14 protein-coding genes are annotated in these 20,561 nt (G+C 71.5%); 5 read left to right on the top strand and 9 right to left on the bottom strand.

All coding sequences use genetic code 11. The annotated features are described in order from the left end of the window. Positions 1-211: 211 nt before the first annotated feature. Together glgX and ACFWI9_RS14545 are read right to left on the bottom strand one after the other, a co-directional pair. A complete protein-coding gene (glgX, locus tag ACFWI9_RS14550) occupies positions 212-2,395 on the bottom strand; it encodes a glycogen debranching protein GlgX (RefSeq protein WP_387161893.1) in 2,184 nt (727 codons plus the stop codon). A 318-nt stretch (positions 2,396-2,713) separates the two neighbouring features. Beyond that, complete coding sequence (locus ACFWI9_RS14545) at positions 2,714-3,640, bottom strand: MurR/RpiR family transcriptional regulator (RefSeq protein ID WP_387161891.1); 927 nt, start codon at positions 3,638-3,640, stop codon at positions 2,714-2,716. A gap of 327 nt (positions 3,641-3,967) precedes the next feature. Between ACFWI9_RS14545 and ACFWI9_RS14540 the strand changes: the two genes are divergently transcribed. Continuing rightward, the gene (locus ACFWI9_RS14540; protein WP_387161890.1) at positions 3,968-6,049 is read left to right on the top strand and encodes a SpoIIE family protein phosphatase; all 2,082 of its coding nucleotides are present in this window, start codon (positions 3,968-3,970) and stop codon (positions 6,047-6,049) included. A 203-nt stretch (positions 6,050-6,252) separates the two neighbouring features. Here ACFWI9_RS14540 and ACFWI9_RS14535 read toward each other — a convergent pair whose 3' ends face one another. Both ACFWI9_RS14535 and ACFWI9_RS14530 read right to left on the bottom strand, forming a co-directional pair. After that, the gene (locus ACFWI9_RS14535; protein ID WP_387161888.1) at positions 6,253-6,708 is read right to left on the bottom strand and encodes an SPW repeat protein; all 456 of its coding nucleotides are present in this window, start codon (positions 6,706-6,708) and stop codon (positions 6,253-6,255) included. Positions 6,709-6,813: 105 nt separating this feature from the next. Beyond that, entirely contained in the window at positions 6,814-7,725 is a 912-nt protein-coding gene (locus ACFWI9_RS14530) for a DMT family transporter (protein WP_387161886.1), read from the bottom strand. Between the two features lie 400 nt (positions 7,726-8,125). On the opposite strand from ACFWI9_RS14530, the gene ACFWI9_RS14525 reads away from it, so the two are divergent. After that, positions 8,126-10,321 carry an FUSC family protein gene (locus ACFWI9_RS14525; protein ID WP_387161884.1) on the top strand — a complete coding sequence of 732 codons (2,196 nt, stop codon included), beginning with the start codon at positions 8,126-8,128 and terminating at the stop codon, positions 10,319-10,321. Positions 10,322-10,510: 189 nt separating this feature from the next. Here the strand turns inward: ACFWI9_RS14525 and ACFWI9_RS14520 are convergent, their stop codons facing one another. Further along, the gene (locus tag ACFWI9_RS14520) at positions 10,511-11,893 is read right to left on the bottom strand and encodes a DUF6777 domain-containing protein (protein WP_387161882.1); all 1,383 of its coding nucleotides are present in this window, start codon (positions 11,891-11,893) and stop codon (positions 10,511-10,513) included. 120 nt (positions 11,894-12,013) lie between these two features. Here ACFWI9_RS14520 and ACFWI9_RS14515 point away from each other — a divergent pair, with 120 nt between their 5' ends. Beyond that, positions 12,014-13,309, top strand: coding sequence for a streptophobe family protein (locus ACFWI9_RS14515; protein ID WP_387161880.1), 1,296 nt, complete (start codon positions 12,014-12,016; stop codon positions 13,307-13,309). Positions 13,310-13,313: 4 nt separating this feature from the next. Here ACFWI9_RS14515 and ACFWI9_RS14510 read toward each other — a convergent pair whose 3' ends face one another. After that, positions 13,314-13,946 (bottom strand): hypothetical protein, encoded by a 633-nt coding sequence (locus tag ACFWI9_RS14510; protein WP_387161879.1) that lies wholly within the window; start codon positions 13,944-13,946, stop codon positions 13,314-13,316. Positions 13,947-14,063: 117 nt separating this feature from the next. Then, positions 14,064-16,487, bottom strand: a complete 2,424-nt coding sequence (locus ACFWI9_RS14505) for an FHA domain-containing protein (RefSeq protein WP_387161878.1) — start codon at positions 16,485-16,487, stop codon at positions 14,064-14,066. A 230-nt stretch (positions 16,488-16,717) separates the two neighbouring features. Between ACFWI9_RS14505 and ACFWI9_RS14500 the strand changes: the two genes are divergently transcribed. Together ACFWI9_RS14500 and ACFWI9_RS14495 are read left to right on the top strand one after the other, a co-directional pair. Then, positions 16,718-17,230, top strand: coding sequence for a DUF6328 family protein (locus tag ACFWI9_RS14500; protein ID WP_387161877.1), 513 nt, complete (start codon positions 16,718-16,720; stop codon positions 17,228-17,230). Between the two features lie 201 nt (positions 17,231-17,431). Continuing rightward, positions 17,432-17,737, top strand: a complete 306-nt coding sequence (locus ACFWI9_RS14495; RefSeq protein ID WP_387161875.1) for a DUF6479 family protein — start codon at positions 17,432-17,434, stop codon at positions 17,735-17,737. A gap of 28 nt (positions 17,738-17,765) precedes the next feature. Here ACFWI9_RS14495 and ACFWI9_RS14490 read toward each other — a convergent pair whose 3' ends face one another. After that, on the bottom strand, positions 17,766-18,929 hold the full coding sequence (locus ACFWI9_RS14490) for an XdhC family protein (RefSeq protein WP_387161873.1): 1,164 nt from the start codon (positions 18,927-18,929) through the stop codon (positions 17,766-17,768). An 81-nt stretch (positions 18,930-19,010) separates the two neighbouring features. Next, positions 19,011-20,486 carry an NCS2 family permease gene (locus ACFWI9_RS14485; RefSeq protein WP_387161872.1) on the bottom strand — a complete coding sequence of 492 codons (1,476 nt, stop codon included), beginning with the start codon at positions 20,484-20,486 and terminating at the stop codon, positions 19,011-19,013. Positions 20,487-20,561: the final 75 nt, after the last annotated feature.

Below are 20,561 nucleotides of genomic sequence, written 5' to 3'. Positions count from 1 at the left end.
AGGCGGGGGGGGTCCCCCCGCCGAAGGCAGGGGGAGATCGCCCTCGTACTGGATGTACTCGGGTGATTCGACAACGCAGCGAGGTGCCGTGCAGGCGTCGCGAGCCGGTGAACCTATCCGGCCACAGCACCAGGTGTGTTGTCCGGCACCGGGTCCTGCCGCCTGCGCCGCCGACCCGGGGGCCCGTTCCGGGCCTCCGCCCGGGCGGTGTCTACTCAGCCGGGTCGCCGCCCGATCGGCGACCGGCGGTGGGCCGATCCCGTACGAGGACGAGTGTGCCGCGCGCCTCGACCGTGACCCGGGCACCGGCCTTGACCGCTGTCTCGTCGGTGTCACCCGCCGGTGCCGCGGTGTCCACCTCGACCGACCAGCTGTCGCCGTGGGTACGGTCCGGCAGGCGGAAGTCGACCGGCTCATGGTGGCTGTTGAGCAGGATGAGGAACGTGTCGTCGGTGACCGGCTCCCCGAACGCGTCCGGTTCCGTGATGGCGTCCCCGTTGAGGAACACGCCGATGGCACGGGCGTCCGGCCGCGCCCAGTCCTCCGCTCGCATCTCCTCGCCGTCCGGGCGGAGCCACAGCAGGTCGGCGATGCCGTTGCCGTCGCTCTCGCCGTGGAAGAACCGCCGTCGGCGCAGTACCGGATGGCCGGCCCGCAGCCGTACCAGCCGCTGGGTGAAGCACAGCAGGTCCCGCCGTTCCCGGTCCAGGTCCCAGTCGACCCAGGACAGTGGGTTGTCCTGGCAGTAGGCGTTGTTGTTGCCCTGCTGGGTGCGGCCGAGTTCGTCGCCGTGGGCCAGCATCGGCACACCCTGGGAGATCAGCAGGGTGGTGAGCAGATTGCGCTGCTGCCGTGCCCGCAGCTCCCGTACGGCCGCGTCGCCGGTGGGTCCTTCGGCGCCGCAGTTCCACGAGCGGTTGTGGTTCTCGCCGTCGTTGCCGTCCTCGCCGTTGGCGTCGTTGCGCTTCTCGTCGTAGGAGACGAGGTCGCGCAGTGTGAAACCGTCGTGCGCGGTGACGAAGTTGACGCTCGCCCGCGGTCTGCGGCGGCCGTCCTGGTAGAGGTCGGACGAACCGGTGAGCCGGGAGGCGAACTCGGCGAGCGACGAGGGTTCACCGCGCCAGAAGTCCCTGACCGCGTCGCGGTAGCGGCCGTTCCATTCCGACCACAGCGGCGGGAAGTTGCCGACCTGGTAGCCGCCTTCGCCCAGGTCCCAGGGCTCGGCGATCAGCTTCACCCTGCTGATCACCGGGTCCTGCTGGACCAGGTCGAAGAAGGCGGAGAGCCGGTCCACCTCGTGGAACTGCCGGGCGAGGGTGGCGGCGAGGTCGAAGCGGAAGCCGTCCACGTGCATCTCGGTGACCCAGTAGCGCAGCGAGTCCATGATGAGCTGGAGGACGTTGGGGTGCCGCATCAGCAGGCTGTTGCCCGTGCCGGTGGTGTCGTAGTAGTGGCGGCGGTCGCCGTCCACCAGACGGTAATAGGCGGCGTTGTCGATGCCCTTGAACGACAGGGTGGGACCCCGTTCGTTGCCTTCGGCGGTGTGGTTGTAGACGACGTCGAGGATGACCTCGATGCCCGCCTCGTGGAGGGCCTTGACCATGCTCTTGAATTCGGTCACCTGCTGGCCGCGGCTGCCGGTGGAGGCGTAGGCGTTGTGCGGTGCGAAGAATCCGATGGTGTTGTAGCCCCAGTAGTTGGACAGCCCCCGCTGCCGCAGATGCCCGTCCTGGGCGAACTGGTGCACAGGCATCAGCTCGATCGCCGTCACCCCGAGCGCGGTGAGGTGCTCGATGACCGCCGGATGCCCGATACCGGCGTAGGTGCCGCGGATGGCTTCGGGTAGTCCGGGATGGGTCCGGGTCAGGCCCTTCACATGCGCCTCGTAGATCACGGACTCGTGGTACGGGCGGCTGGGCGGACGGTCGTTGCCCCAGTCGAAGAAGGCGTTGGTCACCACGGAAAGCGGTGTGTGGCCGAGGTTGTCGCTGTCGTCGGGTACGTCCGGTGCACCGGGTTCAATGGCCGCTCCGGGTTCCCCGGGCTGGTCGAGCCGGTGGCCGGACAGCGAGGGATGCCCGTCGATCTGCCCGTCGATGGCCTTGGCGTAGGGGTCGAGGAGGAGTTTGGCGGGGTTGCAGCGGTGGCCTTCGCCGGGCTGGAAGGGCCCGTGCACCCGGAAGCCGTAGCGCTGCCCGGGTTCCACGCGCGGCAGGTAGGAGTGCCAGATGAAACCGTCGACCTCGGTCAGCGCGACTCGTTGCTCCTCAGCGCCGTTGTCGTCGATCAGACAGAGCTCGACCTTCTCGGCCACCTCCGAGAACAGGGCGAAGTTGGTGCCGGTGCCGTCGTAGGTGGCGCCGAGCGGACAGGGACGACCGGGGCGAATCTTCACCTCGGTGACCGTAGCCCGTTTCCGGCCCGCCACGGATCACCGGCTCAGCGTGTCTCTGGGTCAGCGTGTCCCCGGAACGCCGTCAGCCGGGGCTGTACGGCCCGGTGGCCCCGGCCCAGGGGTTGACCGAGGCCACCGGGTCGGGCACTCCGAGGGGAGCGGAGTGCCCGGAACAGAACACCGTCGGGTCCGACGAGGAGGAGTGTCGTCCGGGTGCCAAGGACAGTAAATAAATATACTGCCAAGTAAGCAAGCGTATGAAAAATTTCATGCTGATGGATGGCTGAAAACGCCCATGCCGCTGCGGCCCCGGCCCCCTCAGTCCTCCAGGAAGAAGTCGTGCTGGTCCGCGGCTTGCTCGTACTGCTCAAGGCGGGTTTGGGTGCGCTCGGGGTCGGCGTCCGCCATCGCCTGGAGCACGGCGGCGGACAGCACGCCAGGCGCCGCGTACGAATCGAAAACAAGGCGTGATCCCGTTGCCGCGGTGAGGGCCACATCAGCCTCGTCCACGAGCGGCCCCAGCGTGAGATCCGTGATCAGGGCGGTGCGGAGCCCCGTCCGGCGAGCCGCCCGCACCGCCGCCAGGGTCTCCTTGGCATGCCGCGGCATCGCGAACGCGAGCACCCAGGTGCCGCCCGCCTCCCGGGACTGGAGCAGGGCGTCGTAGGCCACACTGCCGCCGCGCGAGACCAGTCGCACATCAGGGTGAATACGCCTGGCGGCGTACGCGAAGTACTCCGCGAGCGAGGCGGAGATACGCAGACCGAGGATCGTCAAGGGCACCGATTGGGCCAGAGCGCGGCCAAGGGCGAGCACCTGGTCGGGGTTGGCCAGTACCCGGCGCAGGCTCTCCAGATTGGCGATCTCGGCGTCCACGGCAGCCTGGAGCTCGTTGCGGCGGTCCGCCTCGCCCGTGTCCTGGGCACCCGCCACGGCGCTCAGGGCGATCGGCTGGAGGGCTTCGCGGAGCGCGGGATAGCCGCTGAAGCCCAGCGAGGACGCGAAGCGCGTGACGGAGGGCTGGCTCACCCCCACCCGCTCCGCCAGATCCGTGATGGACAGGAACGCGGCCTCGGTCAGATGGTCGGTGATGTACTGCGCGATGCGGCGCTGCCCCGGGGACAGGCGGTGGCCGCCGAACAGGGCACGGACCTTGTCCGCCGGGGACGGTTCCGCGTCCGGGGCCTGCCGTCCCGGTGTGATCGCGGAGGCCTGCGCCCGCGCCTGCTGCTGCCCTGATGGCACCGTGTGCCTCCTTCTTGTCCCATTCGTGCTCAACATAGCGCCCCTGGCTGTGGGCTGGGGCGGGCGGCGGAAGGTGATCACTATGCGGACAGAGGGTCACGAGGGGCTTCCCGGCGACTTCCCGGCCGGCTTCCCGGGTCGGCCGGCGGGCGGGTGGAGTCGCCCGGCGGGTGGGCGGGAGCCGATCGGGGGAACTCTCCGAGGATCACGGCCCTGTCCCGATCCGTGCGCGGGGGGTGCGTGTCCATGGTCGCGGGGGGAGTATGGAACGCGCGCGGTCAGGGGGAGGGTACGAGCACGCCGTGACGGCGGGAGGAGCTGCTGGGCATGGGTGGCACGGACGGGTTCTCCGCTGGGCCGGCGCCGGTCGGCCAGATGGAGTTCGGGCCTGCCCCGCCGGGGGGCCTGCTCGACGTCCTGCGGATGGCGGCGATCGTGCTCGACTCCGAGGGCCAGATCGCCCTGTGGAGCCCGCAGGCGGAACAGCTCCTGGGCTACACGGCGGAGGAGGCGCTGGGCCAGTACGCCGCCCGGCTGCTGGTCGCCGACGAGCACGTCGATCTGGTCGTGCATCTGTTCGCCCAGGTCATGGGCAGCGGTGAGAGCTGGGCCGGGGTCTTCCCGATACTGCACAAGGACGGCGGCATCCGGTATCTGGAGATGCGCAACATGCGCCTCCAGGACGTACACGGCGGCTACTACGCCCTGGGCCTGGCCACCGAGCAGTCCACCCTGCGCCGTGTCGAACGGGACCTCGCGCTGTCCGTGCGCCTGGTGGACCAGTCCCCCATCGGGCTCGCGGTGCTGGACGCCGATCTGCGCTATGTCGCCGTCAACGCGGCGCTGGAACGCATCAACGGCATCCCGACCGCCGAGCAGATCGGCCGCCGGGCCGGCGAGACGCTGCCGTTCCAGGACGACGGCACGATCGAGATCTCGATGCGGAAGGTCCTGGACACCGGTACGCCCGTGCTGGACCGGCAGGTCGTCGGGCGGATCCCGGCCGAGCCCGGCACCGAGCGGGCCTGGTCGGTCTCCCTGTACCGGCTGGAGGACCCCGGAGGGCGGATCCTCGGCCTGGCCGCGTCGGTCGTGGACGTGACCGACCGCCACCACGCCGCCAAGGCCGCCGAACGGGCCCGGCGGAGGCTGACGACGGTGGCCGACGCCGCGGTACGCGTCGGCACCACGCTGGACCTGCGCCAGACGGCGCGGGAGCTCGCCGACATCGCGGTACCGGAGCTCGCCGACATCGCGGCCGTGGATGTCCTGGACTCGGCCGTCGAGGGCCGTCGCGAGCAGATCCCGGCGGGTGGCCGGGCGGTGATACGCGCACTCGCGGTCACCGCCGCTGAGCCCACGCCCGCGCTGCAGGCGGCCGACCAGCCCGGTGAACTCGCCCGGTACGACGCCGCCCGGCTGGTCACCAGATGCGTACGGACGGGCACGCCGGTGGTCATCCCGCACGTGGGCGAGGACGATCTGATCAGCATCGCGCGTGATGCCGACGCGGCGGTCCTGCTCGCCGAGGCGGGAGTGCACTCGTATCTCGCCGTACCGCTGATCGCCCGGGGCGAGGTGCTCGGGGCACTCGACCTCAAGCGGTTCCGCAACCAGCTCCCCTTCGACTCCGACGACGTGCTGCTCGCCTCCGAGCTGGCCGCCCGTGCCGCCGTGTGCATCGACAACGCGCGCTGGTACCAGCAGCAGCGCAACACCGCCCTGACGCTCCAGCGCAGTCTGCTGCCCCAGCAGCCGCCACCGGTGACCGGTCTGGACGTCGCCTCCCGCTACCAGCCGGCCGGTGCCGCGAGCGAGGTCGGCGGCGACTGGTACGACATCCTGCCCCTGAGCGGGGACAGGACCGCGCTGGTGGTCGGGGATGTCATGGGCAGCGGGATCAACGCCGCCACCGCGATGGGCCAGTTGCGCACGGCCACCCGCACCCTGTCGGCGCTCGACCTCGATCCGGCACAGGTTCTGCGCCACCTCGACGACATCACCATCGGCCTCGGCTCGTACATCGCCACCTGCCTGTACGCGCTCTACGACCCCCACCAGGGGCACTGCACCATCGCCGCGGCGGGACACCTGCCCCCGGTTCTGGTGCGGCCCGACGGCCCGCCGCGACTGCTCGAACTGCCCACGGGCGCACCACTCGGCGTGGGTGGGGTCGCGTTCCGCGCGGTCACCGTGGACGTCGATCCGGGCGACCGGCTCGTGCTCTACACGGACGGGCTGGTCGAGACCCGCGACGAGGACATCGACGTCAGGCTCAATGTGCTTCTCGGACTGCTCGACGGGCCCCGCGCGGGCCTTGAGGAGACATGTGACCGGCTGCTCGAATCGCTGCGTGCCGGGACCGATCAGGACGACGTGGCGCTGCTGATCGCGCATGTGAAGGGCTGAAGGGTGCTCGCCGGGGTGGCGGGGACGGCCGAGGCCGCAAGACGTTCACAGCGTAGGGACTTCGCAGGGCCGCAGGGAGTTCGCAGGGCCGCGGGGAACTTCGCAGGGGGCCGCGGGCCAGGAAACGGTCCGCGGCCCGGGTGGCGCTGAGGGCCCGGCAGATGCTGAAGGCCGGCCGTGTCAGCGGGGGCGGTAGCGATACGTCAGCGCAGCGAGCCCAGACCGCCGGAGCGGCGGCCACCGGTCGTTCCGCCGCTCATGGCGGCCATGGCGACACCCAGGCAGAGCGCCAGGAGGCCGACGATGACGTTGTTGACGATCGTGGCCGTGGTGGCGACGCCGCCTGCGACGACCCACGGGCTGATGATCGTCCATGCCCCGATCGCGATGGCGCACCACGCCATGGCGTGCGTCCGCTCGTAGGCGGAGCCGACACCGCTCATGCACAGCACATAGGCCACGCCGGTGATCAGGTTGGTTACGGCCAGCGTGGTAAGGCCGTTGAAGCCGGCTATCCAGGGCGATGCGGCGAGGTAGAGGCCCGTGAGCAGGGCCAGTGTCTCTATCGCCTGGGCACGCGGGGTGGCGGTCGCGCGTTCGAATCGAGCGCGCATCTCCGCGAGGTCAGGGTGTTGTTCGATACTCGGGTGTGTGGTCATAGTGGGCCGCCTCCTTCGGGCGCCTGGCGTGACCCTTTCACCTGCAATGAAACGCTTTATATGCCGTTTTGGCCAACTCTGGCGGACTTTGTTCAGGGCCTGGACTCACGGTGGCGGCTGTGTGGCCGGTGCGGGGTCGTCGGCGGTGTCGTCGGGGGCCACCAGATCCTGGGTGAGCGGGATCCGCGCCAGGGTCACCGCACCCAGCCCGATCAGCGCGAACCCGAGCAGCTGGGGCACTATCCACCAGCCGGAGCGGACCTGCTCCTCGTAGACGACGACACCGAGGGCGAGGCTCACCATCGCGTCGCCGAGGGTGATCGCGGGCTGGGAGGCGACCAATGGGCCCGCCTGCATGGCGTTCTGGAGCAGGAAGAGCGCCGCCATGCCCGCCGCCGCGAAGCCGTACGTCTGCCAGGCGGTGAAGAACGCCACGGCCCCAAGGTCGTCCAGGATGTGGGTGGCCTGCTTCATCAGGGCCGCGGTCAGGGCGAAGCAGATAGCGGTGGCGGTGCCCAGGCACGCGGCGCGCATCCGGCCCTCAGGACGGCGCAGGGCCACGGCGGAGAGTAGGACCACCGCCGCGACGCAGCCGATGAGGGCGGGCAGCCAGCGGTCCAACGGGACATGCGTGCGGTTGCCCGTGGGGGCGAGCGCCGCGAGGGCGACGCCGAGCCCCACCACCACGCACGCCACGGCGATCCAGCCGCTGCGGGCGAGATGCCGGCGCATCAGCAGCGAGGCCACGATCAGGGTGAGGGGCAGTTCGAGGACGAACAGCGGCTGGACGACCGTCAGCGGCCCGGTGTTGAGGGCCAGCGCCTGGCAGAGTCCCGCGACGATGACGGCCACGATCCCGATGAGCCACACGGGCCGCCGCAGCAGATCGAGCAACAGCCCGGCGCGCAGGCCCTGGGAGCTCGGCACGCTGGTCGCGGCCTTGCGCTGGAGCACGGTGGCGATGGCGTTGCTGAGCGCCGCGGCGAGCGCGAACACCACCGGGACGAGCAAGTACACCGTATGACCTCCTGACGACCGCCTGACGACCGTCTGAGCGCCCGGCCGTCCGGCCGCACTCCGCCGCCTTACCGCCTTGTGACGCCTGACTCCTCCGACGCCTGCCCCCGCCCCGCACCACCGTCGGCGTCCACCCCCGCGCCCGCTGCACCATCGTCGCCCCGGCCCCTGCTCCCCGCGATCCGGACGCGCCCGGTCGCGTACACACCGCCCTGCCGCGTGACAGCACCGCGCGTCGGCGCCGGATGACCGGCCGGGCTGCGGCGGGAACGGCCCCGACCCACAATGGGATGCGTCCCGGCTCACGGCGCCCCACGGCGCCGCCGGCGGAGAGGAATGTGCCCATGCGCGCTGAGTCGGCTCCGGCCGCGCGGACGCGCCCCTTCGGCGAGGCCCCGCCATGACCGGCAAGACCAAGGCGGAGCGCACCGAGATCGTGCACCGTGCGATCCGGGTGACCGCCGCCAGCAGCATCGGCTTCTACGTCTTCCTCTACGCGCTCCCCCAGCCGCAACCGGAACTGGCGCTGTACGCGCTCTTCGCGCCCATCGCCCTCGGCGGTCTCTCCCCCATCCCGGGGTCAGGACACCAGCGCTCCGTCGTCATGCTCAAGGCCCTGCCCGTGGCACTGCTGCTGGTCACCCTGGGCACTCTGCTGGCGGTACACACCTGGGCCGCGGTGCTGGGAATGCTGGTCGTCGGCTTCTGCCTGGCGTTCTCGGCGGTCGCGGGCCCGCTGCCGGCCGGTGCCGCCCCGGGACTCCAGCTCTTCTACATCCTGGCCTGCTTCCCGCCCTACGCGCCTGACACCCTCGTGCTCCGGCTGGCCGGACTCACGGTGGGTGTGCTGCTGCTCGCCGCCTTCGAGGTGTTCCTGCTCCCCGCGCCCGCGTCGCCCGGCTACCGGACCCGGCTGGCGGACGCACTCGACCTCGCCGCCATCGCCGCCGCCAACCCCTTGGCGATCCCGCCCGAGCGGCTCCGCGCGACCGGCCAGGAGCTGCGGTTCTCCAAACTGCCTCCGGCCGAACGCCCGGCCGGGCCCGGTCGCAGCGACCGGGCCCTGGCCCAGGGGGGCAACGCGGTCCGCCGTCTCCTCGACCAGCTCGCCCGCTACGGCGAGACCAACCGCGCACCCGGACCGGACGCACACGGCACCGCACCGGGGCAGGACTCGATGCAGTCCGCGGGTGCCAGGGAACTCGCCCACACCTCTTGTGACACGCTGCTCGAACGGGTCGCCGGACTGTGCACGGACACAGCGGTGGCCCTACGCGGGCGCCGCCCGCCCGCGCTCCCCGGACTGCTCGAGAACGCCATGACCGACTTCCAGTCGCTGCGGATCGGGCAGGCGATCGGACCACCCGATGGCGTACCGCCGGTGCCCCTGCTGCGGCGGCAGGCCCTGGTGCTGGGCATCGCGGAGACCGCACGGATCGTGGAGACCGCCATCCGGGTGGGCCTTGAGGGGCGTAGGACGGATCCGATCCCGCCGCAGGAACTGTTCTGGTACGCGGACCTGAGCACACCGCGCCTCTGGGCCAGGCGCCTGATCGGGAACATGACCCTGCACTCGGTGATGTTCCAGAACGCGGTACGCATCGCCCTGGGCCTCGGCCTCGCACGACTCGTGGCGGGATCGCTGGACCTGGCGCACGGGTTCTGGGTGCTGCTCGCGGTACTGACGCTGGGCCGTACCACCGCGGGAGAGACCTGGTCTGCGGTCCGCCAGGCCCTGCTCGGCAACCTCGTGGGAGCGGTGGCCGCCGGGGCGCTGCTCGCGGGCTTCGGCCAGCACTCCGTGGTCTACGCGGCTGTGTTCGTGCCCGGCATGCTCGCCGCCTTCGCGCTGGGGCCGATGCTCGGGATCGCCTGGGCTCAGGCGCTGTTCACCCTGGTGGTGGCCTGTGCGTTCGCCCAGATCGCACCCGCGTCATGGCAGCTCGCGGAGCAGCGGGTCATCGACATCCTCACCGGCAGCGTGGTCGGACTGCTGTGCGGACTGATCGCCTGGCCGGCCGGTGCCCGGCGTGAGGTGCGCCGGACCATGGCGGATCTGCTGCGCTCGTTCCGTCCCCTGGTCACGGGCACGGTCGAAGTGCTGCTGGCCGACCCGCCCGGAGCGAAGCCGCCGCCTTCGACGCTGCACGCCCTGCACCGGCTGCGGCTCGCCGAGGCGGCTTACGCCCAGTCCCGCAGTGAACCGCCGCTGTCCTCCGGGCCCTACGCCGACTGGCACGGAGTGCTGACCGCGACGGAGCAGCTGCTCACCGGCGCGCTGTGGCTGCCGAGGATCGATCTGCCGGTGGTGCGGGTGCCGCGCAAGGCGGCGAGCTGGGCTCGGGACAGTGCGGCCCGGCTGGGCGAGACCAGCGACTACATCGCCGAGCTCGCCGCCGATGACGACTCCCGGCCCCGGGCCACGGACACCGCCCGGCTCCCGGCCCCCACGGACGACCGTCCGCTGCCCATGCTCATCGACCTCGAGGTGTGGTTGAACAGCCTGCTGGCGCAGCTCTCCCGGATCGAGCCGACGGTCGAGGAATCGATGCGTCCCCGGCGCGGGCGGGGCGACGAGGACCGTTTGACGGTCTGATTGGTGATCGGCCTGATCGGTGATCGGCCTGATCGCTGCGGGAGCTCGACCGGGCCCTGGTCCCCGGCCGACGGGGGTGACGAGATTCGTGAGCACCTGTGTGACAACCGCGTTGCCGGCCGCCGCCGAGGCACTACCGCGGGTCAGGTCGAGTGCGGGCTCGGCACCCGCGTCGCCATCCCAGCCCGCTCAGGGCGCGGGCGAGGACTCCGGGGTGCCCGGCCCGCCATCGTCGGGGAGGCCGGTCGGTGGCTCGATCGGCGGTGTGGTGCGGGGCGGGGTCTCCGGCTGCTCGGTTCCACGGTGCGACGGGGTCGCGGTGGCGGTCGCGGGGTCGTCAGGCGGACGGGACTCCCGACCGGAACTCTCGCGGGGAAGCGGGGGCGGTGGGCATTCCGGGGCGCCGTCGCCCGGTTCGCAAGTCGCGCTCACGGGGCTCTCCCCGGGGCTGGTGGCGTGGTGGGACGCGGGCGGCTCCCCGGGCGGGGTGGATTCACCGCTCCGCGGTGCCGTGGGGACCTCGGTCGGGGTGGCGGGGTCCCTGGGCGGCGCCACGGGCCTGTCGTGGGCGCCGGTGTCGGCGCGGTCACGGGAGAAGTACGTGTCGTCCCCGAAGTCCAGTACGACGAAGGCGTCGACCGTGCGCGGCGCGGGCTGGACGATCACCACCCGGGACTGTTCGAACCCGGACCAGATCGTGCCGGTCCGCTTCGGGTCGCGCTGGACCTCCACGGGTGGCGCCAGGGGGTTGCCGCAGGCGCAACGCACCCGTGGCAGCCCTCGTTCATCGACGAGTACCGCCGTACCGGCTTGCAGAACGGCCTGGTAGGCGGTCGCCTCGCCGTCCTGGTAACCGTGGTTGGTGACCCGGGTGTCCAGTCTCAGCCGAAGGGAGGTCATCGCACGGAGGCGCGGCGCGACGGCGGACGGTTCGATGCCCAGGGCCGAGGCGAAGGCGCGGTTCTTCGCGGGCTGGGCGGCGAGGAACCGGATCTGCTTCTCGGTGTCGCAGCTCGCGGTGGAGCGGGTGCCGCCGTAGAGCCCGGGGGTCGCGCCGTCCACTGCCCGTACGAGGGTCCCGGACGGCGGGTGCGAGGTGGCTGCGTCGCCGTCCGAGGTGGGCAGGGCGGCGGGCGGGGCGTCGACCGCGCCGTTGGCCGTGGAGGCGGTGAACGGATCGAGACCGGTCTCGTTCGCGGACTGCATGAAGATCTCGCCCGAAGCCACCGTCTGGCCGCCCGGACGGGTGAGCACGATGGCGAGCGCGGCAGCCGCGACGATCGCCGCGGTGATCGTGGCGACCTTGGGGACGGACCGGTACCAGGCCTCGCCGCCGCCCTTCTCCTCCCCTGCTCCCCCACCGGTGCCGCCGCCGTCACCGGCGCTGCTTCCGCCGCCGCTGCCCGGCGGCGGGCCCTGGCCCCCGCCGCCACGACCGGACGGGCGGTGTCCGCCGCCGCTCGGCGGCCCGGCGGGCGGTCCCGAGGCTGACGGCTGTGGCGCCGAGTCCCGGCCGGAGAGTGGACCGGTGGGAGGCCCTTCGGGTCGGCCCGGAGTCGGCTGATCGCTCACCCCCTATTGTCTGCCCCGGCTCCGCACCGCCTGCAAGCCGTAGCCGCCGGCAGCGGCAGCCGTACGCGATCGGCCCCGTTGGGCGCGCGCCCTCAGCGCCCCGCTGCTTACGGTGGCACCGTGAGCCAGCACGCAGCCTCCCGGAGCGGCCTCGGGCCGGCGGTCCGGGGCTGGGCCGAGGCGCTGGCCGCCGTCCTCGCGGGACTGGTCGGCATGATCGTCGTCGCAGCGCTGGGTCTGTGGGCCGCGGGCGGTACCGGACTGCCCGGAAACCCCTTCCTCCGAGTCGTCGCCGCGATCGTCGTCATGGCGGCGGGCGGCACCGTGCGGCTGTCCGGGGACGCCGGGGTGCTCGCCGAGACACAGGCCGAACTCAGCGTGGTGCCCCTGTCCGTGAGCCTGGTCGGCGCCCTGGTGATCGCCTGGCTGTTCCTGCGTCCGCTGCGGCACCGCGCCGTCCTGGGCACCGGCGAGCTGCTGCTCCGCTTCGTGCGGTTGGCGGTCTTCTGGCTGCTGGGACTCGCGGGCCTGGCCGCGGCAGCCCGCCAGACGTTCGAGGTCTCGCTGGGCGACTCCCTGCTCGGCGACATCGGAGACCTCCTCGGCGCCTCGCCCCGCGTCGGCTTCGCCGCCGGCGTCGCGCCCACGCTGCTGTACGGACTGCTGTGGCTGGTCGGCGTGACCGCGGTGGCGCTGCTGGTGTCACGGCGGGCCCCACTGCCCGCCCGGCTGGTGCGCTTCCAGGCGTCGGTGCGCCCGGCCGCGTTCGCGATGCTGTCGCTGCTGCTCGCCTATGTGGTCATCGCTCTGTGCGCCGGTCTTGTCGCCGCGGCGACGCAGGGGCATGCGGGGCGCACGTTCGCGGTGATCCTGCTCGCCCTGCCGAACCTGGCGTGGCTGGCGTTCACCCTGGGTCTGGGCGCCTCCTGGGAGGGCACGGTCAAGGGGCCGTTCGGGCTACCGCTGCCGCATGAGCTGGAAGAGGTTCTGCGTACGCCTGGTGGTTCGACGCTCAACCTCTCCACGCTGTCCGAACGTGACGGGCGGGCCTGGTGGCTGCTGGTGGCCGCCGTGGTGCTGGTGCTCGCCGCCGCCTTCCTGATGGCCGTACGGTCGCCCGACCGGGTCAGGCCCTGGCAGCACGCCGACCGCATGGGTATCGCGCTGGTGCTGACCGTGCTGTCCGTGTGCCTGCTGGCCCGGGTCACCGCGCGGTACGACCTGTCGGTCATCGGGGTCGGCGACATCGAGGGCCTGGGCGGTGAAGTAACCCTGCAGCCGCGGCTGTGGGGTGCGCTGGGGATCGCGCTGGTCTGGGGCCTCGCGGCGGGGCTGATCGGGTCGGCGCTGGCCGCGCCCGTACGCCGCCGCGCAGCCGCGGCAGCCGCTCGGGCGAAGGACGACCGCGCGCGATAGGCCCTCAGCCCCGGTCATGGTCCGCGGACATGGTGCCCTCGCGGCTGACGATCTGCGTGGGTGGACGGGCGGAGGGTGCGTCGCCTCCGCCCGCCTCGTCGCCGGCGCCGCTGCCGCCACGTACATCACCACCGCCGCCCGGCGGGGAGCCTTCCGTGGCGAACACGGTCAACTGGTCGCCGTCGCAGTACACCCAGCGCTCGTGCTCGGCCTCGTACAGCCACATCGCCTCGCCGTCCACCACCATCCCCACCCGCATGCCCTGGGTGGCCCTGCGGAAGGCCTCCCCGTCCGACCGCTTCCCGGCGAGGTCGTCCACCGCCCGCCGATAACGGGCCAGGAGTTCCTCGGCACGCGCCAGCAGGGGCCGCGGATCGGCGGTGCGCGCGAGCGGCTGCCCGGCGGGGGGCGGGGCCTGCGGCACGGGGACCAGCAGCCGTCCGTCGACCCAGGCGGACCACCCGTTGGCGCACAGCACGCGGCCCCAGTCGCCGCGCCGGTCGAGCAGCTCCACCGGCAGGAAGGGGTCCAGCGGCGCGCTGGGCCGGGCGGCGTCCGGGCTCTCCCAGGTGGGCAGCCCGTCACCGGGGACGACATGCGTCGGCCGGAAGCCGGGCACGGCGTCGAACTCTGTCATGCCAGTCATATCAGCCATGTCAGCTCAGCTCAGCCGGGTCGGCATGTCGACAGCACCGTCCACCGCGTGCTTTCGCCGGTACCGTCCGGCCCGCCGCCCGTCCGCCGCCCGTTTCGGTCATTTCCGCATGACCTCGGGTTCATGACGCCGGAGCAGCCTCGCCACCAGGAACCAGAGGAACACGCAGTACACCACCATCACGGCCATGTTCTGCGCCCACAGCTCGGCGGAGTGCTCGAAGAGCGGATCGTCGGTGTCGGGGCCCGGCACGATACGGGCGATGTCCACGGTGTCCGCCATGGCCGCGAACGCCCAGCGGGCCGGAACCAGCCAGGAGATCTGCTCCATGCCCCGCACGCCGTCCAACTCCAGCAGCGCGCCGCAGAACACGATCTGGACCATGGTGAGGAGGACCAGCAGCGGCATGGTGACCTCCTCCTTCGGCACGAGGGCGGAGATCACCAGGCCCATCATCATCGAGGTGAACGACAGCAGCGCCACGGCCAGCGTGATCTCGATCAGCGGTGGCATCAGCACGCCCTTGCCGCCGGGGGCGCTCAGGTCGACACCGAGCAGGCCGACGAGGGTGAGCACCACGGCCTGGGCGACCGTGATCACGCCCAGCACCACGACCTTGGACATCAGATACGCGGATCTGGACAGTCCGACAGCACGTTCGCGCTGGTAGATGACGCGTTCCTTGACGAGTTCGCGTACCGCGTTGGCCGCGCCGGTCAGCACCCCGCCGACGCACAGCACAAGCAGGGCGTCGAGTGCGGTATCCAGGGCGAACTTGCTGCCCGCCAGCCCCCGGGCCATCGCGCCCATACCGAACGGCAGCGCGATCATGATGATCAGGAAGGTGCGGTCGGCGCTCAGCACGGACGCGTAGCGGCGTACGAGCGTCCGCAGTTGGGCGAACCAGCTCTGCGACTTGGGCGGTGGCGCCACGTCCACGGACTGCCGGTCCGGCTCGGCCCGGGGCTTGGGCCGTGCCGCCGCGCCGATGTACTGGTGGTAGTACGGGGACGCCTGGTACTGGCCCGCCCAGTCGCGACCCCGGTCGTTCTCGAAGGCCTCGAAGGCCACCGGCCAGTCGTCGAAGCCGAAGAACGGCAGGGCGTCCTCGGGCGCGCCGAAGAAGGCGATCCGCCCGCCCGGTGCGAGCACCAGCAGCCGGTCGCACACGTCCAGGCTGAGCACGCTGTGCGTGACGACGATGACCGTGCGGCCGTCGTCGGCGAGCCCCCGCAGCATATGCATGACCGAGCGGTCCATCCCCGGGTCGAGGCCGGAGGTGGGTTCGTCCAGGAACAGCAGCGAGGGCTTGGTGAGCAGTTCGAGCGCGACGCTGACCCGTTTGCGCTGGCCTCCCGAGAGGGTGTGGATCGGCTGGTCCGCCCGCTGTTCGAGCCCCAGTTCCTGGATGACCTCCTCGACCCGGGCCTCGCGCTCCGCGCGCGCCGTGTCCTCGGGGAAGCGCAGCTCGGCGGCGTACGACAGGGCCCGGCGCACGGTCAACTGGAGGTGCAGGATGTCGTCCTGCGGTACGAGCCCGATACGCCGGCGCAGCTCGGCGTAGTCGCGGTAGAGGTCGCGGCCGTCGTAGAGGACCGTGCCGTGGTTGGCGGGGCGCAGTCCGGTGAGCGCGTTGAGCAGGGTGGACTTCCCGGCTCCGCTGGGCCCTACCACCCCGAGCAGGCACTTCTCGCCGACCGGGAAGGAGACATGGTCGAGCAGCAGCTTCGTGCCGCCCTTTCCGTCGGTCACCGAGACGGCGAGGTCCTGGACGTCGAGCGAGACCTCGCCGTAGTCCACGAACTCCTGGAGTTCGTCACCGACGAGGCAGAAGGTGGAGTGTCCTATCCCGAGGATGTCCGCGGGGGTGACGGCTGCGCGGGTGATGCGCTGGCCGTTGAGATAGGTGCCGTTGTGGCTGCCGAGGTCCGCGATCTCGTAGCTGCCGTCGGGCAGGGCGCGCAGTTCGGCATGCCGGCGCGAGACGATGAGGTCCTCGATGACGAGGTCGTTGTCCGGCGAGCGGCCGATCCGGATGGTGCGGCTGGGCAGCGGCCGTACGGTGGTCGGCTGCCGGAAGCTGCCGGTGACGGCGGGGTGCTGGTGCGGCTCCGGCTCCGGCTCCGGTGCGGCATGGGGACCGGTCGGAGTAACAGGAGCGACTGGTGTGGCCGGTGTGACCTGCGCGGGCGGGGCCGCGGGTTCGGTACCGACGAGGACGGCCCGCGGACCGTCCTGCGGGCTGCCGAAGCGTATGACGCTGCCGGGCCCCACGCCTGACGCGCGTATGCGTCGCCCGCCGGTGTAAGTGCCGTTGGTGCTGTTCTCGTCTTGCAGCGTCCAGTGGTCCGCCTCGGTCCTGAGCACCGCGTGGTGCCAGGAGACCCGGGCGTCGTCGATCACGATGTCGCTCAGCGGGTCCCGTCCGACGTGGTAGACCCGGCCCGGGCTCATCAGCGTCGAGCCCTCGTCGGTTTCGATGACCAGCTCGGGCGCTGCGCGCGCTGCGGGCCGCTCAGCCATGCCCCGATTTTATCTTCGGGGCCCCTTTCACGCAGGCTCGGTGCCCCGCGCCCGGCCGTCGGCCGGAGGGAATCCCGGGGGTCTCCAGGGGGTCTCCAGGGGGTCTCCAGGGGGTCTCCAGGGGGCTTTCGGAACCGGGTGCGCGTTCATTCACCGTATGCGGTGTTCAGATAAGCAGACTTCCGCCGTGCGGGGGTACACGGGTAGGCCAGCCCACCGAAGGAGACGACATGGCCGGTGAGAGAGCCCCCCACGAAGGACATGACAGCCGCCGTGAGACGGAGGACGAGCGAGCGGACCGTCGCTGGCAGGAACTCATCCAGGAGATACGAGTCACCCAGACCGGCGTACAGGTCCTCTTCGGCTTTCTGCTCACGGTCGTGTTCACCCCGGCCTTCCAGAAACTGGGTCAGACCGACAAGACGATCTACATCGTGACGGTCATCCTGGGTTCGCTGGCCACCGGCGCTCTCATCGGGCCGGTGGCGCTCCACCGGATCGTCTCAGGGCGCCGTATCAAGCCGATGACGGTGGTCTGGGCCTCGCGACTCACGTTCCTGGGGCTGGTGCTGCTGCTCGCCACACTGATCTCGGCGCTGTTCCTGATCCTGCGCACCGCCACACACGACGGCTTCGTGCCCTATCTGGTCGCCGGAGTCCTGGGCTGGTACCTGCTCTGCTGGCTCGTCCTGCCGCTCTGGGCCCGCTTGCGCTACACCTCGGAGGACTCTCCGACCGAGTAGTGGACACCGCAGTCGTGGCGCCGGAGCCTGGTGTTCCGGCGGGGGCGGGGAAGTGGCGGAGCGGGCCTGTGGAGCGATGGTGGGGATGGCGTGCCGCCGGCGTTCGACCCGCGACGGTGGTTCGCGCGTGTCCCTCGCGGATACCGGGGCAGACGCCTGGGAACAGCGAAAGCGCCACCGTACTCGGGGAAGGACGCCACCGTGCTCACCAGCATCGAGCCCCTCGTCCAGCACGCGGCCGGCAATCCCGTTCTGGGGGGCGTCGGGCCGCTTGTCGCGGGCATCGTGATCGTGGCCGTGCTCATCGGCGTGATCCCATGGGCCGTCAGGCGGCGCAAGACGCAACCGCCGCCGCCCAGGCCCGAGGAACAGCCGGTCGCACCGGCACACCCCACGCACCTCGAGCAGACCCGGGAGCCGGGTGGAGCGCCGTTCCCGGAAGACGGTTCACGTCTCACACCTCACGAGCTCAAGCCCCACAGCAGCCGGCCGGGGTCTGAGCGCTGACGCGGCAATCGCCGCGAGGCAGGAGGCCTCAGGCCACGGAGCTGATGGCCGCGAACACCCCGGCGCGGGTACGCGGTGCGTCGTGGTGGATCGGCGTGTGAGCGCCGGTCAGTGAGACGCCGCTGCCACCGCGCCGGTCCGCGACGATCTCGGCGGCGATCGACAGCGCGGTCTCCTCGGGCGTACGGGCTCCGAGGTCAAGGCCGATCGGCGAGCGCAGCCGGGCGAGGGCAGGCTCGGTGACCCCGGCTTCGCGCAGGCGGCGCTCGCGGTCCTCGTGGGTGCGGCGCGAGCCCATCGCGCCCACGTACGCCACGGGGAGGGTCAGCGCCAGCTCCAGCAGGGGCACGTCGAACTTGGCGTCATGGGTCAGCACACACAGCACCGTGCGGCTGTCGACCTCGGTCGAGGCCAGATAGCGGTGCGGCCAGGCCACGACGATCTCGTCGGCCTCCGGGAAGCGCTGCCTGGTCGCGAAGACAGGGCGGGCGTCGCACACGGTCACGTGGTAGCCGAGGAACTTCCCCACCCGCACCAGCGCGGACGCGAAGTCGATCGCGCCGAAGACGATCATTCGGGGCGGCGGCACGCTGGACTCCACGAGCAGGGTCAGCGGCTGCCCGCAGCGGGCGCCGTCCGCGCCGATGGCGGTGGTGCCGGTGCGGCCCGCGTCCAGCAGGGCGCGGGCCTCGCCCGCGGCTGTGCGGTCCAGTTCGGGGTGGCCGCCGAGGCCGCCCTCGTAGGAACCGTCCGGGTGCACCAGCAGGGCGCGGCCCATCAGTTCGGCCGGCCCGTCGGTGATCCGGGCGAGGGCCGCCGCCTGCCCGCAAGCCGCCGCGGACAGCGCATCCGCGAAGACCCGCCGGGCGGCGGTGTCGGTCCGACGTACCGGGGTCACCAGGATGTCGATGATCCCGCCGCAGGTCAGGCCCACGGCGAAGGCGTCGTCGTCGCTGTAGCCGAAGCGCTCGAGTACGGTCTCGCCGTCCTCGAGCGCCTGCCGGCACAGCTCGTATACCGCGCCCTCCACACAACCCCCGGAGACCGACCCGACCGCCGTGCCCTCGCTGTCGACGGCGAGTGCGGCACCGGGCTGCCGGGGCGCGCTGCCGCCGACGGCCACGACGGTGGCGACGGCGAAGTCCCGTCCCTGCTCGACCCACCGGTGCAGCTCAGCGGCGATGTCCAGCATGTCGGTCTCCTCGGGTCTGCGGGTAGCGTGCGTGGTGGGCGCGGCGCGGGGTCAGGCGCGGGGCGGGGAACCCCGGACCGGTCAGTGGACCCCGAACCAGCCCTCGATCGGGCTGAGGGCGAAGAAGACCACGAAGATCGCGGTCAGGCCCCACATGAAGGCGCCCACCTCGCGGCCCTTGCCCTGGGCGACCTTGATGGCGACGTACGAGATGACCCCGGCGGCGACACCCGGCGTGATGCTGTACGTGAACGGCATCAGCACCACGGTGAGGAAGACCGGGATGGCGACCGAGGGGTCGTTCCAGTCCACGTGCCGGGCGTTCTGCATCATCATGGCGCCGATGACCACCAGCGCCGCGGAGGCGACCTGCGGCGGCACGATCGCCGTGAGCGGGGTGAAGAAGAGGCAGGCCGCGAAGAACAGGCCGGTGACGACCGAGGCGAGACCGGTTCTGGCGCCCTCGCCGACACCTGTGGCGGACTCCACGAAAACCGTCTGGCCCGAGCCGCCCGCGACACCGCCGATGGCTCCGCCGGCGCCGTCGATGAACAGCGCCTTCGACAGTCCGGGCATCCGCCCCTGGTCGTCCGCGAGCTTGGCCTGGGTGCCGACACCGATGATGGTGGCCATCGCGTCGAAGAAGCCCGCGAGCACCAGGGTGAAGACGATGAAGCCGACCGTCATCGCGCCGACGTCGCCCCAGCCGCCGAAGTCCACCTGGCCGAAGAGCGAGAAGTCGGGCATGGAGACCGCGCTGCCGCTCAGCTCCGGCGGGGACATGTTCCACGCCTTGGCGTCCAGGCCGGCGATGTTGTGGACGACCACCGCCACGACGGTACCGACGACGATGCCGATGAGGATCGCACCCGGTACGCGGCGGGCCTGGAGCATGAAGATCATCAGCAGGGTGACGCAGAAGATCAGTACCGGCCAGCCGGAGAGCACTCCGCCCTCACCCATTTCGACGGGCGGCCCGAACTCGGCGCCATGGCCGACGAAGCCCGCCTTGACCAGGCCGATCAGGGCGATGAACAGGCCGATTCCCATGGTGATGCCGTGCTTCAGCGGCAGCGGTATCGCGTTCATCACCAGCTCGCGCAGTCCGGTGACGACCAGCAGGCAGATCACCAGGCCGTAGGCCACGCACATGGCCATGGCCTGCGGCCAGGTCATCTGGGGCACCACCTGCGAGGCGACGACTCCGGAGACGCTCAGACCGGCCGCGAGGGCGAGCGGGACCTTGCCGATGAAGCCCATCAGGAGAGTAGTCGCTGCGGCGGCGAAGGCGGTCGCGGTGATGAGGCCGGGCTGGCCGAGTACGTTCCCCGCGGCGTCCTTGCCGTTCAGGATCAGGGGGTTGAGCAGGAGGATGTACGCCATCGCCATGAAGGTGGTGGTGCCGCCGCGCACCTCGCGTGCGACGGTGGATCCTCGTTCGGAAATATGAAAGTACCGGTCGAGCCAGGACCGCCCGGCGGCGGGGATCCGCGAGTCGGAGCCCGCGTCCTCCGTATCCGCGGTGGTGGCCTTCGGCTCCACAGATGACTGGGTCATGGTTGCCTACTCCCAAGGTTCATAGGGGCACCCGCGAACGGCGTGGAAGCCGGGGGAAATGCGGGATTTGGGATC

The organism is Streptomyces sp. NPDC127084, assembly GCF_042724175.1.
Classification (GTDB): Bacteria; Actinomycetota; Actinomycetes; order Streptomycetales; family Streptomycetaceae; genus Streptomyces.
This window is presented reverse-complemented; position numbering and strand designations above follow the sequence as displayed.